At 66.3% G+C, this 16,089-nt stretch carries 15 protein-coding genes; 6 read left to right on the top strand and 9 right to left on the bottom strand.

Annotated elements, in window-relative coordinates:
• Window positions 1-5: 5 nt before the first annotated feature.
• On the bottom strand, window positions 6-626 hold the full coding sequence (locus tag J3E61_RS19715) for a TetR family transcriptional regulator (RefSeq protein ID WP_192721351.1): 621 nt from the start codon (window positions 624-626) through the stop codon (window positions 6-8).
• A gap of 118 nt (window positions 627-744) precedes the next feature.
• Between J3E61_RS19715 and J3E61_RS19710 the strand changes: the two genes are divergently transcribed.
• A complete protein-coding gene (locus J3E61_RS19710; RefSeq protein WP_192721352.1) occupies window positions 745-2,226 on the top strand; it encodes a cytochrome P450 in 1,482 nt (493 codons plus the stop codon).
• 17 nt (window positions 2,227-2,243) lie between these two features.
• Here the strand turns inward: J3E61_RS19710 and J3E61_RS19705 are convergent, their stop codons facing one another.
• The 3 genes from J3E61_RS19705 to J3E61_RS19695 form a co-directional block, all read right to left on the bottom strand.
• On the bottom strand, window positions 2,244-2,750 hold the full coding sequence (locus J3E61_RS19705) for a homocitrate synthase (RefSeq protein WP_210084671.1): 507 nt from the start codon (window positions 2,748-2,750) through the stop codon (window positions 2,244-2,246).
• Window positions 2,751-2,946: 196 nt separating this feature from the next.
• Window positions 2,947-3,765, bottom strand: a complete 819-nt coding sequence (locus J3E61_RS19700) for a Fic family protein (RefSeq protein WP_210084670.1) — start codon at window positions 3,763-3,765, stop codon at window positions 2,947-2,949.
• 6 nt (window positions 3,766-3,771) lie between these two features.
• Window positions 3,772-4,809, bottom strand: coding sequence for a hypothetical protein (locus tag J3E61_RS19695; protein WP_210085628.1), 1,038 nt, complete (start codon window positions 4,807-4,809; stop codon window positions 3,772-3,774).
• Between the two features lie 112 nt (window positions 4,810-4,921).
• Here J3E61_RS19695 and J3E61_RS19690 point away from each other — a divergent pair, with 112 nt between their 5' ends.
• Together J3E61_RS19690 and J3E61_RS19685 are read left to right on the top strand one after the other, a co-directional pair.
• Entirely contained in the window at window positions 4,922-6,466 is a 1,545-nt protein-coding gene (locus tag J3E61_RS19690; RefSeq protein WP_192721355.1) for an amino acid permease, read from the top strand.
• 12 nt (window positions 6,467-6,478) lie between these two features.
• Window positions 6,479-7,234: a sulfite exporter TauE/SafE family protein gene (locus J3E61_RS19685; protein WP_210084669.1), complete on the top strand. Its 756-nt coding sequence runs from the start codon at window positions 6,479-6,481 to the stop codon at window positions 7,232-7,234.
• Between the two features lies 1 nt (window position 7,235).
• On the opposite strand, the gene J3E61_RS19680 is transcribed toward J3E61_RS19685, so the two are convergent.
• Both J3E61_RS19680 and J3E61_RS19675 read right to left on the bottom strand, forming a co-directional pair.
• Window positions 7,236-8,297: a phosphotransferase family protein gene (locus J3E61_RS19680; RefSeq protein ID WP_210084668.1), complete on the bottom strand. Its 1,062-nt coding sequence runs from the start codon at window positions 8,295-8,297 to the stop codon at window positions 7,236-7,238.
• Window positions 8,298-8,309: 12 nt separating this feature from the next.
• Window positions 8,310-9,137 carry a methyltransferase domain-containing protein gene (locus tag J3E61_RS19675; protein WP_210084667.1) on the bottom strand — a complete coding sequence of 276 codons (828 nt, stop codon included), beginning with the start codon at window positions 9,135-9,137 and terminating at the stop codon, window positions 8,310-8,312.
• 104 nt (window positions 9,138-9,241) lie between these two features.
• Between J3E61_RS19675 and J3E61_RS19670 the strand changes: the two genes are divergently transcribed.
• Window positions 9,242-9,916: a helix-turn-helix transcriptional regulator gene (locus J3E61_RS19670; RefSeq protein ID WP_210084666.1), complete on the top strand. Its 675-nt coding sequence runs from the start codon at window positions 9,242-9,244 to the stop codon at window positions 9,914-9,916.
• An 88-nt stretch (window positions 9,917-10,004) separates the two neighbouring features.
• Here the strand turns inward: J3E61_RS19670 and J3E61_RS19665 are convergent, their stop codons facing one another.
• Genes J3E61_RS19665 through J3E61_RS19655 form a run of 3 tightly spaced genes read right to left on the bottom strand, consistent with a single transcriptional unit; the run spans window position 10,005 to window position 13,951 of the window.
• Window positions 10,005-11,366, bottom strand: coding sequence for a neutral zinc metallopeptidase (locus tag J3E61_RS19665; RefSeq protein ID WP_210084665.1), 1,362 nt, complete (start codon window positions 11,364-11,366; stop codon window positions 10,005-10,007).
• 55 nt (window positions 11,367-11,421) lie between these two features.
• Window positions 11,422-13,158 (bottom strand): ubiquinone-dependent pyruvate dehydrogenase, encoded by a 1,737-nt coding sequence (gene poxB, locus J3E61_RS19660; RefSeq protein ID WP_210084664.1) that lies wholly within the window; start codon window positions 13,156-13,158, stop codon window positions 11,422-11,424.
• Window positions 13,159-13,183: 25 nt separating this feature from the next.
• Window positions 13,184-13,951 carry an SDR family NAD(P)-dependent oxidoreductase gene (locus J3E61_RS19655; RefSeq protein ID WP_192721362.1) on the bottom strand — a complete coding sequence of 256 codons (768 nt, stop codon included), beginning with the start codon at window positions 13,949-13,951 and terminating at the stop codon, window positions 13,184-13,186.
• 127 nt (window positions 13,952-14,078) lie between these two features.
• Between J3E61_RS19655 and J3E61_RS19650 the strand changes: the two genes are divergently transcribed.
• Window positions 14,079-15,629 carry a molybdopterin-dependent oxidoreductase gene (locus J3E61_RS19650; RefSeq protein ID WP_210084663.1) on the top strand — a complete coding sequence of 517 codons (1,551 nt, stop codon included), beginning with the start codon at window positions 14,079-14,081 and terminating at the stop codon, window positions 15,627-15,629.
• An 83-nt stretch (window positions 15,630-15,712) separates the two neighbouring features.
• Entirely contained in the window at window positions 15,713-16,078 is a 366-nt protein-coding gene (locus J3E61_RS19645) for a glutamyl-tRNA amidotransferase (RefSeq protein WP_210084662.1), read from the top strand.
• The last annotated feature ends 11 nt before the right edge of the window (window positions 16,079-16,089 follow it).

Genomic DNA, 16,089 nt, shown 5'->3' with positions numbered 1-16,089 from the left:
TGAGACTACCGGTCACCCCAAAACGCGCTCAGCCACAATCGCTCGACGATGTCGATGGCGCGCGCAGGGTCCTCGCCGCGGCCAACGAACGCACTGTCCTCGGTCAACGTGAACGACGTCACCGCAGCCAGCGTTCGCACCAGCGCGGGCAGATCATCCGAGATCGGGCGCGCGTCGGAGTCCTGCTCGAGGAGCGTGATCAATTTGTCGATGATGCCGTCGTAGAAGTCGTCCATCATTTCGCTGATCTGGGCATCGGTATTTCGCGCCACCGAGCACGCCTTCAGCACCGGATCGTCGTTGTTGTATACCGCAGCCGCGCTGCCGACCATCCGCTTCGCGAACGCTTCAGGCGTCTCGCCGGGCTCACGCGGCGCGAAGTGATGCGTCAGCTCGTCGAGCAGCTCGCTGGCGTCGGCGAGGATCACCGCCAGCACCGCGTATTTGGAGTCGAAGTAAAAGTAGAAGCCGGACCTGGCGACGCCGGCCCGCTCGCTGATCGTGCTGACCGACAGATCGGCGAACGATCCCTCTTGAAGAAGCTCGCGTACCGCGTTGACGATGGCCTCGCGCTGCCGGTCCCCGCGGCTGCGGCGAACCTGCTGTGGAGCGGGCTGGGCGGTCATCGCCCTAGACCTTTGCACCCACGCCGCGCCGAAACAAAACTTGACATGCGTCAAGTCTGCCATCCAGGATGAGGATCAGGAGTGACAACGGCCACAGTCTTTTGCCCAGGGAGAATTCATGGCGACCATCAGCACCAAGGATTACCTGCTTGACCAGGCCAAGCGTCGGTTGAAGCCGACCCCGGTGACCATCCCCGGCATGGGCCTGGCCGAGAAGCGGCTCCGCAGGCACGAGTGGAAGCAGTTCGCGCTGGCCCAGCCACCCGCGGGCAGCGGTCTCAAGCCGGCGATGGGTGACTCGGGGCTGCCGATCATCGGCCACATGATCGAGTTCTTCCGCCTCGGGCCGGAGTTCGCCGTCGAGGTCTATCGCAAGTACGGCCCGATCCACTACCAGTACTCGCCCGCCCTGGCTTCGGTGATGGCGCTGGGCCCCGACGCCACGCAGGCCGTCTTCTCCAACCGCAACAAGGAGTTCTCGCAGCGGGCCTGGGACCCGGTCATCGGACCGTTCTTCGAGCGCGGCCTGATGCTGCTCGACTTCGACGAGCACATGTTCCACCGGCGGATCATGCAGGAGGCGTTCACCCGCTCGCGCCTGGCCGGCTACGTCGAGCACATCGACTCGGTGGCCAGCAAGGTGGTTGGCAACGACTGGGTCGCCAACGACGCCCGGTTCCTGTTCCATCCCGCCGCCAAGGAGCTCACGCTCGACATCGCCTCGGTGGTGTTCATGGGCCATGAAGCAGGCACCGATCACGACCTCGTCACCACGATCAACCACGCGTTCACGACCACCACCCGCGCCGGCAACGCGATCATCCGCAAACCGGTCAAGCCGCTGACCTGGTGGCGCGGCATCGAGGCACGCAAGACGCTGGAGAACTATTTCTCTGCTCGTGTCGCCGAGACGCGCGGTCACGAGCGCACCGACATGCTCAGCGTGCTGTGCCAGGCCGAAGACGAGGACGGCCAGCGATTCACCGACGACGACATCGTGGCGCACATGATCTTCGTGATGATGGCGGCCCATGACACCTCGACGTCGACGATGACGACGATGGCCTACCACTTGGCGGCCAACCCCGAATGGCAGGAGCGCTGCCGTGACGAGTCGGCTCGCATCGGCGACGGCCCGCTGGACATCGAGGCGCTCGACAAGCTGGAAACCTACGACCTGGTGATCAACGAGGCCCTGCGGATGGTCACGCCGCTGCCGATGAATTTCCGGCGCGCAGTCCGCGACATCGACCTGCTCGGTTACTTCATCCCGGCCGGCACCGACGTGGTGACGTGGCCGTCGCTCAACCATCGGCTGCCCGAACTGTGGACGAACCCGGACAAATTCGACCCCGAACGCTTCGCCGAGCCGCGCTCGGAGCACAAGAAGCACCGTTACGCGTTCGCCCCCTTCGGCGGCGGAGCGCACAAGTGCATCGGCATGGTCTTCGGTCAGTTGGAGATCAAAACCGTCATGCACCGGTTGCTGCGGAAGTATCGACTCGAGTTGCCCCACCCGGGGTACAAGCCGCGCTACGACTACGGCGGCATGCCGGTGCCACTCGACGGCATGCCAATTGTGCTGCGCCCCTTGCGATAACGCTATCTCGGCGGAAATCAGGCCTCGGTCAGCAGCCGGTTGGCGCAGGCGATCACCGCGCGCAGAGCGGACTGCGTCGGGTCGTCGGACCAACCCATCGCCCAAAGCGATCGGGCACCGTCGGAGCCGCGGACGAATGTCGCGGTGTGCTCGCCGGCCGGAACCTGATGAAACGCCGTCATCTCGACCGCAATGCCGCGGTCATACAGCATCTCGGTGAGCGCCGCGACAGGTCCGCACGCGGCAGCAGACGACGTGGTGATGCGATCGCCGACGGCCAACGTGGCTTGGTAGTGGCGGGCCTGCGGGCCCAGCCGGGTCGACGGACATTCGGCGTCGGTGCACTGCCAATTACCGAGCCGCAGCGGCCCCGAACTGGACGCATATCGGTCGTGAAACGCTTCGAAAGACATCGCGTCGGCCTCCTGGCGCAGACCGCGGGGCATCGGGCCGGTGATGCGGGCCGCGAAGGGCGTCGGCGGCGCTGCGCTGATAGCGGATCGAGTAGCAATAGAGCTTGTCATGTGCCGGTCTTCTCACTCAGGTGGAAATGACCGACGAGGTAGCAACGACCCACAGCGAGGGGTCGGTCTGGATCAGACCCCGCTGCGGGTTGCTACTACGAGTCGCCTCGGCACGTTGGCGATGTTAGGCGCCCCACCCCGCGGCATGCAAACCTTTTTGGCTCAGTCCAGCCAGAAACAAACCCGTCGCGGCGAACTAGTGAAGTGCATCGGCGAACAGCGGCAGGAACGGCCGGTGGTTGGGTGCGCCCTCGCGACGAAACGGCATGCTGTCGCGCGACGCGACGTACCACTCCTCGCGAGAGACCGCCGACAGGTCGAGACGACGACCGCACAGCGTGGCGATGGTGTGTAACAACAACGCACCCGCCCGACCGTTGCCCTCGCGGAATGGGTGGATGAGGTTGTAGTCGGCGTAGAGCCGGGCCAGCCGATACGCCAGCCCCGGCCGATCGAGTCCGGCGCCGTTGATCGCAAGGGCCCGCGCGGTTTCCTCGAGCAGTGCCGTCAGCCGGCCTAGTGTCGATTGCCACGCGAAAAGCGAGTCGCCGCGCCGCAATTCGGTGATCCGGTAGTTGCCCGCCCACGAGTACACGTCGGCGAACAGATGCAGGTGGATCGCGCGGATGTCGACATCGCTCGCGGCGATGGCGCCCTCGGCCAGCATCCGATGCCATATCACCATCCGGCCGGCCGTCGCGACGAACTCGAGGTCGGAAAGCACCGCCTGGTTGTCGACGCCGAAGTTGTTGCGCAGCACAGTCGTTCCCGGTATCAGGTAGGGCCTGTTGCGACGGAAGATCCTCCGGTGCTCGCGCGGTTGTTGCGGGGGTGTCGTCGGGTTGTCGGCCCGATAGGACGCCAAGTACTCGCCGAAGGACACCTCGTCGCAGAGCAACCGCACCAGCGCGTCGACGTGGTCGTCGGTCGGTCGCCAGCCCTCGAGGCGTTCTGCCGCGATGGTCTGGTCGATGGCGTGCCGGAGAGAATCGGGCAGCCCGTCACGGGCGGACACGGCCTGTCAGCGAAACGTCGACGTCGAGGCGAGGTACGTCAGCTTGCGCCGGATGCCACTCACTTCACGCGCCACCGTACGTACGGTCGCACGGTCGGCAGGCGCCAACGCGGACAACGACACTCGCTCGGTAACGGGTTCGCCTTTCATCCAGGCGCCGGCGCGCACCCGCCAGCGGATCCGCGACAGCGACACGTAGCACTCGCGCAGTATTGATGCATCGTCGGTGTCGAGCAGGCGCCCCGTGGCCGCATCGGTGAGCCGCTGCAGCGTCGAGATCTCCGAGGAACCCGCCGACAGCGCGCCCCACCGCGCGATCTTCACGATCGGGTCGACCGCAGCCAGCTTCAGATCGACCGTGTCGTCTTGAGTCGCGAACACCCGCAGTCGCGACGGGATGGTGGCCCGCACCGCGGTCGCGTCCTGCAACATGGCGTGCCGCGCCTGCGGGTGTCGCTTGGCGGCCTCGACCGTGCGTGACCGAAGCTCGTCGCCGAGGTCCGCCACCGCGGCGGTGTCGGCCAGCAGCCCGGTCATCACCACGCCGCGATCCTCAGCGGGCTCGGCGCACCACCGGTCGATCGACTCGTCCCAGTTGGCGCGCCTGCGGCAGAACCGGCCGCGACTGGCCAGCACTCCGTTGGCGTCCGGCGCCACGTCGCATCGCTCGAGCAGCGCGTGCACGTCCGCGGCCAGCGCCAGCGCCTCGGCCTTGTCCTCATCGCCGAGCCCATCGTCGAGCGCGATCAACGTCTCGACGTCTGACCCCGGTATCGCTTCGCCGCGCGCCACGCTGCCCGAGACGAACCACGTCCATCCCAGCGGTCTGCCATCAGCGATCAGCCGCGCGGCGGCAGCGACCGACCGCCGCAGCACCTCCGACCAGGCCGCCGCCAAGGTCAGCGTTGGCGTGTGGGCAGCCAATTCGGCTGCCACCGCCTCTCGGGCGCCCAGCACGCCGGCGCGCAGCGCGGGTTCATCGACGGCGGCATCGATGTCACCGATCGTCGCGGCGATCCCCAACTTGCTGGACACGGCATCGATTCTCACCGATCAGCGGCTTGGTCACACAGTTGTGACAACCAGGAAACCTGCGAAACAAAAACCACCGCTAATTTCTATCGCATGACAGGTATTGGACGTCAGGAGACCGCCCGTGACTGCGACCGCTGACCCGGTGGACCCCGCGATCTCGTCGGCGGAGGACGCCGACTCGCTGGCCGAACTCGGCTACACCCAGGAACTGCACCGCGGCATCGGCGCATACGCCGCCTTCGCGTCCGGATTCTCGTTTGTATCGATCCTGACGACGGTGTTCGCGCTGTTCGCACTCGGCTTCGGGCTCGGCGGCCCCGCGTTCTTCTTCACCTGGCCGATCGTGTTCGTCTGCCAGTTCTGCGTGTGCCTGGTGTTCGCCGAATTGTCGGGAAAGTTCCCCGTCGCGGGCGCCATCTATCAGTGGTCGCGACGGCTGGCCGGTAACGCCGTCGGCTGGTTCGCCGGGTGGTTCATGCTCATCGGCTACATCGTCAGCGTCTCGGCCTTGGCCATCGCCATGCAGAGCGTGCTGCCCTCGATCTGGAGCGGCTTCCAACTCGTCGGCGACGACCCCTCGCTCACCTCGGTCAGTGGCGCCACCAACGGCATCATTCTCGGCACCGTCACCATCGTGTTGTGCACGGTCATCAGCAGCGTCAGCGTGTCCTTCATGGGCAAGATCACGGTCACGGGCGTGACCATCGAGATCATTGGTGTCGTGCTGATCGTCGTGGCGATGTTCCTCACCGCCGAACGCAATCCGGCGCAGGCCGTGCTGTCCACCGGCGGGCACGGCTCCGGCCTTGGATATGCGCCGGCGTTCCTCGCCTCGATGCTGATGGCCGCCTACGTGATGTACGGATTCGACAGCGCCGCAGAGCTTTCCGAAGAGACGCGCGATCCACGCAAGACCGCCCCGAAGGCGATCGTCAACGCGCTGTTGGTGTCGTTCGTCGGTGGCGGGCTGATGATCCTCGCCGCGCTGATGGCGGCGCCGTCGCTGGATGATCCGATGCTGTCCACCGAAGGCATCGCATGGGTGATCACCAGCCAGCTCAACACCGGGCTGGGCAAGGCTCTGCTGATCACCGTCGCTGTCGCGATCTTCTCGGCGACGCTGGCGATCCAGGCGTCGGCGTCGCGGGTGATGTTCTCGATGGCGCGCGACAACCGGCTGCCGCTCGGCAAGTTCTTGTCAAAGGTGAACAAGCGCACCGGAACTCCGCTCATCACCGGAACGACGGTCAGTGTGCTGGCGATCCTGGTCCTGCTGGTCAACCTCGGTCAGGCCGGGGTTTTCGCGGCCATCACCAGCGTGTCGGTGGTGATCGTGTACCTGGCCTATCTGATGGTGACGGTGCCCGCTCTGCTGCACCGGTTGCGCGGCACCAGCCTGAGCTACGGCCCTCCGATCATGGACCTCGGCAAGTGGGGCATCCCGGTGAACCTGACCGCGGTCGTCATGGGCGCCGCGCTGTGCATCAACATCGCGTGGCCCCGCCAGGAGGTGTACGACCCGGACGGCTCCTCGCTGGTGCTGCAGTATTTCGCCGCGATCTTCGTGGTGATCACGCTGATCGCGGGGTTCTTCGCCTACCGAGTCGTCAAGGACCGCGAGGGCGCACCGGAGCCCGTCGACGCGCTGGTTCGCGGCAAGAAGTAACGTGGGCGGCCCATGGACTGGGCCTTCCTCGCAGCTGCCGGCGTGCTCGGCGGTCTCACCGGCAGCATCGCGGGCCTGGCGTCCGTGGCCACGTATCCCGCCCTGCTCGTGTTCGGCCTGCCGCCGGTTACCGCCAACGTCACCAACACTGTTGCGCTGGTGTTCAACGGCATTGGCTCCATTGCGGGGTCGCGACCCGAGCTGGCGGGGCAGGGCGCGTGGATCAAGCGAATCCTGCCCGCCGCGGCGGCAGGCGGCGCCATCGGTGCGGCTCTGCTGCTGACCACGCCCGCAGAGGGTTTCGAGAGGATTGTCCCGCTCCTACTCGGGTTCGCCTCCGTCGCGATCCTGCTGCCGACGTCGTCCCGTCAGGAAGCCAGAGTCGCGCATCACCAACGCCATACCCTGCGGGTGCTGCTCGAATCCACGGCCATTTTCGTGATCTGCATCTACGGCGGCTACTTCGGCGCAGCGGCAGGAGTGCTGCTGCTGGCGATGCTGCTGCGCGCAGGAGGCGCGACGCTTGCGCACGCCAATGCAGGCAAGAACGTGATCCTGGCCGTCGCGAACGGGGTTGCGGCACTGATCTTTACCGTCTTCGCACCTGTCCACTGGCCTGCGGTCATCGCTGTCGGCATCGGCTGCCTGATCGGGTCGCGGCTCGGCCCCGTGGTCGTTCGGCATGCCCCGACGGGGCCGCTGCGCGTGGTGATCGGCGCCGCGGGTCTGGCACTCGCAGTCAAACTGGGTATCGACGCCTACGGGTGATTCACTGAAATGGGCTGTCGCCCTTGGCAACCCGAGTGCCGATATCGATCAGGTTCTGCGCGTTGGAATGCAGTCGCTCGCCTGCCTCCCGGCTCGCCTGCCCCACCAGATACCGCGACCAGGTGCCCTCGATGACGATGCCCAGCTTGAAGCACGCCATCGCGACATACCAATCCAGGCTTGACGTTTCGCGACCGCCGGCAGCCAGGTACGCGTCGAGCAGCTCACGCCTGCTGGCCAGCCCACCCAGCGCCGCGAGCTGACCGCCCGCGGTGATCGTGTTTGTCTCCAGCGGCCAGCAGATCAGCATCCAGCCCAAGTCCAACAGCGGGTCACCGACAGTGCACATCTCCCAGTCGACGAATGCGGCCAACTCCGGTTTGTCGCGGCGCAGCAGCACGTTGCTCAGATGCGGGTCGCCGTGCATGATTCCCGGCTTCGAATCGGCAGGACGATTCGCCTCCAGCCAATCCGCCAACTCCGTCACCGCCAGCGACTCGGGCGAATAGCGTTCGTGTCGATAGCTTTCCAGCAACCCGAGAAACTGCGGCACCTGCCGTTCCAGAAACGAACCGGGCCTCTTGAGTTCCGCGAGCGGGCTGCCCTCCCACTCGACGTTGCCCAGCTGCGCGAGGCTGGCTGCATACGACAGGCCGACCTGATGCCGCCAGCCGGCGTTGCGAACATACGCCTCGTCCATGGTGTCGCCGGGGTTGAAGCCGTCGACCTCTTCCATCAGGTAGAACACCACGCCGAGCACGTCGGGGTCGTCGGTGCCCGCGATGAAACCTGGATGCGGCACCTGCGTGCCCGCCAGCGTCTGCAGCGCCGCCATCTCCCGCAGCATGGTCTTGTTGCTCGTCGGCCGCGGGTGAAGCGGCGGCCGTCGCAATACGACCGGCCTGCCGTCGATGTGCAGCCGTACCACGATGTTCTGGGTTCCCCCGGTCAAGGGCTCGACGTCAGTGACCTCCGACCCGAGGCCTTGCTTTTGGACCCAGCGCTGCACCGCAGCCTGGTCCTCGGCGGTCAGGGTCGGCAGCTGCTGGGCGTCGTCGGCCATGCCGACATCGTGTCAGGCCTTGCGCGCCGTCACGAGCAGGTACTCCCATTCCATGGCGTTCCCGCCCTTCAAAACGTCGTCGCCGACCCGTGCGATCGCGTCATCGAGCTCAGCCACCCGGTCCGGGTCGCCCTCGATGTTGCGGTACACCGCGATCGTCGGCCCGTATACGGCCTTGAAGTAGTCGCGGAAGGCGGCGCCGTCCGGGAAATGGTGGACCGGCAGCGTGCGACGCTCGGTCACAAGGTCGGTGACGCGGTCGCCCAACAGCTGCCGGACGTGGTCCTCCTGCCCCCACAACGGCGGGGGCTGCGCGCCAGGCGGCGGGGGCGGTGCGTACGGCTTCATCGTGGCCCACAACTGACCGATGTGACCCTCTGGCGTCCAGCTGATCAGGCCGATCCTGCCGCCGGGTTTGGCCACCCGGACCAGCTCGCCTGCGGCCTGCTGATGAAACGGCGCGAACATCACGCCGATGCACGACATCACGACGTCGAACTCGTTGTCCCCGAACGGCAATGCGTGAGCGTTGGTCTCGCGCCACTCGAGTTCGACGCCCTGTTCGGCCGCGTCTGCTCGGCCGCTCTCCAACAACTCGGGAACCAGGTCGCTGGCGACCACGCGGGCCCCTGTCCGCGCAGCGGGAATCGCCGCGTTTCCGGTGCCGGACGCGACATCGAGGACGCGGTCGCCAGGGCCGATGCCGGTGGCTTGCACCAGCACGGGGCCAAGGGGTGCGACGAGTTCGGCGGCGAGCTTCGGGTAGTCGCCCGATGCCCAGATGGCTCGGTGTTTGGCCGCAATCTGACTGTCGTCGACGGCCGCGGTTGGGTTGCTCATGGCTGACATCGTCGCCTGATCGCCCCGACCAAACCAGTAACAGATCTGTACTACGCCTGGTTCTATATCTGTACTGGGATGTTGCCAACCGGGGAGGCACCGCGATGTCCGGATACGGCCAGTTCTGTCCGGTGGCCAAGGCGATGGAGTTGCTCGACGAGCGCTGGACGATGCTCGTCGTGCGGGAACTGCTGTTGGGCAGCAGGCACTTCAACGACCTGCGCCGCGGCGTGCCGAAGATGTCGCCTGCTCTGCTGTCGAAGCGGTTGAAAACGCTGACCCGCGCAGGCGTCGTCGAGCGCAATGAAATCGACGGGCGCACAACGTATTCACTGACCGAGTGTGGCAAAGAGCTCGCCGACGTCGTCGACGCGCTCGGCGCATGGGGGGTGCGCTGGATCGGCGAACTCGGCGAGCAGGACCTCGATCCGCACCTGTTGATGTGGGACATGCGCCGCACCATCCCGATCGACGCGTGGCCGCGCACCCGCACCACGCTCGCTTTCCGTCTCGACGGCGTGGCGGCGAAGGCGTCGCGGTGGTGGCTGGTGGTGGCCGACGGTGAAGCCGACGTGTGCGATTTCGACCCCGGTTACGAGGTGAACGCCACCGTCGAAACGAGCCTGCGCACGCTCACCCATATCTGGCGCGGTGACGTCAGTTGGCAGCATGCGCTGCTCGACGGCACCGTCAAGGTGTCCGGCCCGGCCGATGTGCGCCGCGCTATCCCCGGGTGGATCGGACAGTCGGCCCTCTCGTCGGTGCCGCGGCCCGCCTGAAATTCTTCGCCGCACCTGCGCCGAAATAAGGGTCCGGTACGCAAATCGGCGGTTTAGCGTGTCACAATTCTGATCTCGCCCGCCTGGCCTACTTGTCCTCGTAGTTCAGGCAGGACTCCGCGCCGTCGATGACGCCCGAGCGGAACGCCTTGATCCGTGACCAACCCGCGCCCTGGCGTTCGACGTCGCCCTCGCCGCGGAAGACCAGCAGCGCCTTGATGCCTTCGTCCAGGTCACCGGGCGAGACGGACCAGGTGCTGGTATCGGCGCGGTTGTGCAGGATGACGCTGGCCGTGTAGCCGCCCGCCATACAGTCGGCGCGCAGCGTCGACGTCTTCTCATCGGATTGGTCGCCAAGCCGGGTCAGCGCGGCCAGCCCGTACTGGGTGGCGAGCAGCGTCGCGACGGCATAGTCGCCGCCCTGCTTGTACACCTCGGGCATCGCATCGACGTTGTCCCAGCCGACGTAATCGTCTGGCACGCAATAGAACAACGCGAACCCTTCAGCGGACTGCCCGCCGCAGGCCGGCGGATGGTTGGGGTCGAAGGGCTCCAGGCCCTTCACCGGCGGCCACTGCTTTCCGTCGGTCAGTTCGGGATACAGGTGCGTGTAGTAGTCCTCGAGGTCGTAGGGCACGCCGTTGATGATCGAGTCGTAGGGCGCATCGCCGCCCTGCGCCGCATCCTGCTCGTCGTTGAAAGGAAGTTCGAGCACCATCGGCTCGTCGTCGCGGTAGCCCTTGCACTTCTCGGGCCCGTTGTCGAAACCGTCCTGATAGGCGCTGACCCGGTCGAAGCCGCTGCCGTGCGCGTTCGGGTCGATGTTGGACGTGCCGGGCGTGTCACGCAGGTCGAGGATGCCGGCCAGCGCGGTGTCCATATCGGCCGCGGTCACCTTGAACACGCCGTCGTCCTTGGCGTGTTTGGACCACGCCCCCGCGAAGCAGTCGGCCTGCAACTCCTTGGTCACCGTGCGGGCGGTGAAGTTCGACCGGCCCTGGATGGCGTGCCCCCACTCGTGGGCCAGCACCACCGGGATGACGAAATCGCCGTACTTCTCCTTCAACTCGGGCAGCAGCCCCTCGGCGTCCCATGCCACGACGTCCTTGGTCGCGCAGTAGAACGCGTTGCCCGAGATCTCGCTGGCGTCCTGCGCGCACGGCGGGAAATCGCCCGAGGACGGGATGACCGCGTAGAAGCCGCCCTTGACCGGTTCGTAGTCCTTGCCGTAGAGCTCCGGGAATTCCTTACCCCAGTAGTCCTGCAGATCGGCGATCGCCTCGATCGCCAGCTTGTTCACAGCTGCCGAGGCGTCGCCGTTGATCTGGATGTTGCTGGTGTCGGGAGGCGACCCGGTCTTTTGCGCCATCCCGGAGACCTGCGGCTTGGGGCCACCACAGGCCGCCAAGAGCAAAACGACAGCAGCCACTGACCACACCCTCATTTGCATGGGCAAACAGTAGCGGTGATGCTTGGAATTGGCTTGGAAAGCCCCAAAACCAAGATCAGTCCAGGATGCGGCGCGCGACGTTGGTGGTGATCAGGTCCAGCAACTCGTCACCGCGGCCCGCCAGGATGGTCCGGATTGCGTACAGGGAGAAGCCCTTGGCCTGTTCGACGGTGATCGCCGGCGGTATCGACAGCTCCTGCCGGGCGGTCACCACGTCGACGACCGCGGGTCCGTCGTAGGCGAAGGCATCGGCGAGTGCCTGCTGCAGATCCGACGGCTGCTCGACGCGCCTGCCGAAAATTCCCATCGCCTGTGCGACGTCGGCGAAGTTCGGATTGATCAGGTCGGTGCCGAAGTTGACGATGCCGGCCGCCTTCATCTCCAGTTCGACGAAATTCAGCGACGAGTTGTTGAACACAATCACCTTGACGGGCAACCGATTCTGGATCAGCGTGACGAGTTCACCGAACATCATCGTCAGGCCGCCGTCGCCGGCCAACGCGACCACTTGACGGTCGCGGTACGCCGTCTGCGCGCCGATCGCGTGCGGCAGCGCGCAGGCCATGGTGCCGTGGTTGAACGAGCCGACGAGTCGCCTGCGGCCGTTCATCTTCACATACCGTGCCGCCCACACCACCGGCGATCCGACGTCGACGGTGAAGACAGCGTCGTCAGAAGCCAACTGATTGGCAAGTCCCGCAACGTATTCCGGTCGAATCGGGGTACGGTCGCGATCATTGACCGCCAGCTCGTCGAGCGTCTTGCGGGTCTTGCCGTAGTGCCGAAGCGAGCGGTCGAGGTGGCCGCGGTCCCCCTTCTGAGTCAGCAACGGCTGCAGAGCGGCCAGCGTGTCCTTCACCGTGCCGACGAGGCCGAGGTCGATCGGAGTGCGACGGCCGAGGTGGCGGCCGCGGATGTCGACCTGCACGACTTTGGCGTTGTCGGGATAGAACTGCTGATACGGGAAGTCGGTGCCCAGCATCAGCAGCGCGTCGGCTTCCTTGATCGCCTTGTATCCCGAGGCGAACCCGAGCAGTCCGGTCATGCCGACGTCGAACGGGTTGTCGTATTCGATGAATTCCTTACCGCGCAACGCATGCACGATCGGCGCGCCCAATGTCGCTGCCGCCTGGATCAATTCGTCATGCGCGCCCTCGGTGCCTGCGCCGCCGAGAATCGTGACGGCCTGCGCGCCGTTGAGGATGTCGGCGGCCGCACGCAGCGATTCGTCGTCGGGTCGCACCACCGACCGGGTCGGCGTGACCGGACGGGTCAGGTATCCCGATTCCTCGGCACGCTGAAGAAAGATCTCGCCGGGGATGACGACGACGGCGACCCCGCGTTCTTCGACTGCTGCGCGCATGGCCATCTCGAGAATGCGCGGGGCCATCTCCGGTGTGCTGACCAGTTCGCGGTAAACGCTGCACTCGCGGAACAACTCCTGCGGGTGCGTCTCCTGGAAATAGTCCGAGCCGATCTCGGTACGCGGAATGTGCGCCGCGATGGCGAGCACCGGAACGCGACTGCGCTGCGCATCGAACAGCCCGTTGATCAGGTGCAGATTGCCAGGGCCGCAACTGCCCGCACAGACCGCGAGCGCTCCGGTCAGTGCGGCGTCGGCCGCAGCGGCGAACGCGGCCGTCTCCTCGTGACGGACATGCTCCCAAGTGATTTCACCGGAACGCCGCAGCGCGTCGGTGAATCCGTTCAGGCTGTCGCCAGGCAGCCCGTAGACGCGGCGAACGCCGCTGACCCGTAATGCATTGATGACGTGATCGGCAACGGTCGCCACGTGTGGCAGCCTAGCGTCGGGCGACCTACTTCGGGGCGAAGCGCTGGCCGGCGTCCAACCGTAGGCATTGGCCGTTGAGCATCGGGTTCTCGACGATCGCCAGCACGAGCTTGGCGTATTCCTCCGGCCTACCAAGTCGCTTCGGGAACGCTGCGTCTTTGGTGAGGGCCTTGGCGAACTCGTCGGGGATCCCTTCGGTCAGCCCGGTCGCGAACAGGCTCGGCGCGATGGCCAGCGCCCGGATGCCCAGGCTGCCCAGATCGCGCGCCATGGTCAGGCACATGCCGGCGATCGCGGCCTTGGAAGCGGTGTAGGCGACCTGACCGATCTGACCTTCGAACGCGGCGATCGACGCGGTGTTGATGATGACGCCGCGCTCCTCCTGCTCGTCGTCGACGAGGTCCTGCTTGCTCATCTGCCAGCCGGCGAGCCTGCTGATGTTGAAGGTCGCGATCAGGTTGAGATCGACGGTCTTGCGGAACGACTCCAGGCTGTGCGGCCCGTCCTTCTTGACCGTGCGCTCGCCGATGCCGCCGCCGGCCGTCGTCACGATGATGTGGAGAGCGCCCAGGGCATCGATCGCCTGCTGCAGCACCTTTTCGGTGCCGTCGAAGTCGGTGACGTCCACCGCGTGGAACGTGCCGCCGATGGCGTCGGCCACCTCCTGGCCCTTCGACTGAGGCCGGTCCAGCACCGCGACGCTGGCGCCACGCTTGGCCAGCGACTCGGCGGTCGCCTTGCCGAATCCCGACGCACCGCCGACGACGACGGCCTTCTTGCCCTCGATCTCCATCTAGCTCCCTTTCACGCCTGTGGTCGGACCGCTTCGCAACATATCTCATCGTCCATCCGGTAAGCCTTTCGGGTGCCGTCACAACTTCGTAAGCCCTGGCGATCCGGCGCGCAGGTAGGTTCTGGTTATGGCCAGACCAGCTGCCGAATCACGGATGCTGGCGGGCATTGCGGCTGCCGCTGTAGCCCTCGGCGTCACGCAGCTGCTTGCCGTCGCGTTCGGCCCGCAGGCCGACGCCCGCACGGCAATCGGCTCGGCGATCATCGACCTGACGCCAGGTCCGGTCAAAGAGTGGACTATCCAGACCTTCGGCACCGCGGACAAGCTTTTCCTGACGATTGTCGTGCTCGGCGTGATCGCGTTGATCGCCGCTGTCACGGCGCGATGGGAGACGCGCCGCGTCCCTGTCGGCAGCGCCGCAATCGTTGCCGCCGGGATTGCGGGCTGCGCCGCCGTGCTGTCTCGGGCGGGGGCGACGGTCGCCGACATCGTGCCAACGGTGATCGGCACCGTCAGCGGGGTGGCCGTGCTGCGACTGCTGATCTCCGGGCGGTTCACCAACGCACCGGAGCCTGAAGAGGGTTCCGACGCCCCCGACCGCGGCCGCCGACTGTCGCTGGTGACGCTGGGTTTTCTCGGCGCAGGAGCGGTGACGGGCGTTGGCGGCGTTGTGTTGTCACGCATGCTGTCGTCGGTCTCTGGTGATCGCGACGCGTTCGCGCTGCCGAAGGTCGACGTCGCAGCGCCGCCGGTGCCGCCGGCCGTACTGCCCAAAGGTGTTGCGCTGCCGTCGTTTGTCACCAGCAACGCCGACTTCTACCGGATCGACACGGCGCTGAGCGTGCCACAGCTGAGCCGCGCAGATTGGCAGCTCAAGATCCACGGCATGGTGGACCGCGAGGTCACCTACCGCTTCGAAGACCTGGACCGGTTCGACGTCGTCGAGAAATTGGTGACGCTCACGTGTGTGTCGAATCCGGTTGGCGGCGACCTCATTTCGAACGCGACGTGGACGGGCTACCGGGTGCGCGACTTGCTGGCCGACGCGGGTGTGCATCCCGACGCCGACATGGTGCTGTCGATGTCGATCGACGGGTTCACCGCGGGCACACCCGTCGAGGCGTTGACCGATAAGCGGGACGCATTGCTGGCGGTGGGGATGAACGGCCAGCCGCTGCCCACCGAGCACGGCTATCCCGCCCGGCTTGTCGTCCCCGGGCTGTACGGCTACGTATCGGCCACCAAGTGGGTCGTCGACCTGGAGCTGACCCGATTCGATCGCGCCGAGGCGTTCTGGACGCAGCACGGCTGGTCGGCAAAGGGCCCGATCAAGACCGAGTCGCGAATCGACGTGCCTCGCAGCGGACAAGAGGTGGCCGAGGGGCCGGTCACATTCGGTGGCATCGCGTGGGCGCAGAACCGCGGCGTGCGCAGCGTCGAGGTGCGCATCGACAGCCCAAATAAGCAAGGCCCCTGGCTACCAGCCGATCTCGGCGCCTCCTACTCCAATGACACCTGGCGGCTGTGGAGCTTCAACTGGCAGGCCACGCAGCCCGGCGAGCACACCATCTCCGTGCGCGCGACCGACAACACCGGCGCGGTCCAGACGGCCGACGAGGCGTCGCCGGTCCCCGACGGCGCCACCGGCTGGCACACGGTCTCGTTCGCAGTGAAATAACTACCGCGAGCGTGCGTGTCTGCACGCGGACACGCCGGAAAATGACGTGCAAACATGCACGCTCGCGGCTAATTTGGCGTGCCATGTCGCACGCAACGAATTGGCGGACCAAGCTGCGCGACGCGCTGATGGCCGCACGCAAAGACCGGGACGCGATCCGCGTCGCGGCGCTGCGCTCTGCGCTCAGTGCGATCGACAACGCCGAAACGCCGGAGGGCACGCAGCTGGATGCCCAGCCGAGCGGCACGATCGCCAACGCCGTCATCGGCCTCGGCTCGGCCGAGGTGGCGCGCCGGGAACTGTCCGACGACGAAATCCGCGACTTGATGCGCGCCGAGATCGACGAGCGGATGACGGTGGCCGCGGCGATCGAGACAACGCACACCGAACGTGCGGACAACCTGCGCGCCGAGGCGGCCGTGCTCACCGGACTCCTCGGAGATGTCTGACGCGCGTGCGA

This window comes from Mycobacterium sp. OAE908, assembly GCF_017872775.1.
In the GTDB taxonomy this organism is placed as follows: domain Bacteria; phylum Actinomycetota; class Actinomycetes; order Mycobacteriales; family Mycobacteriaceae; genus Mycobacterium.
This window is presented reverse-complemented; position numbering and strand designations above follow the sequence as displayed.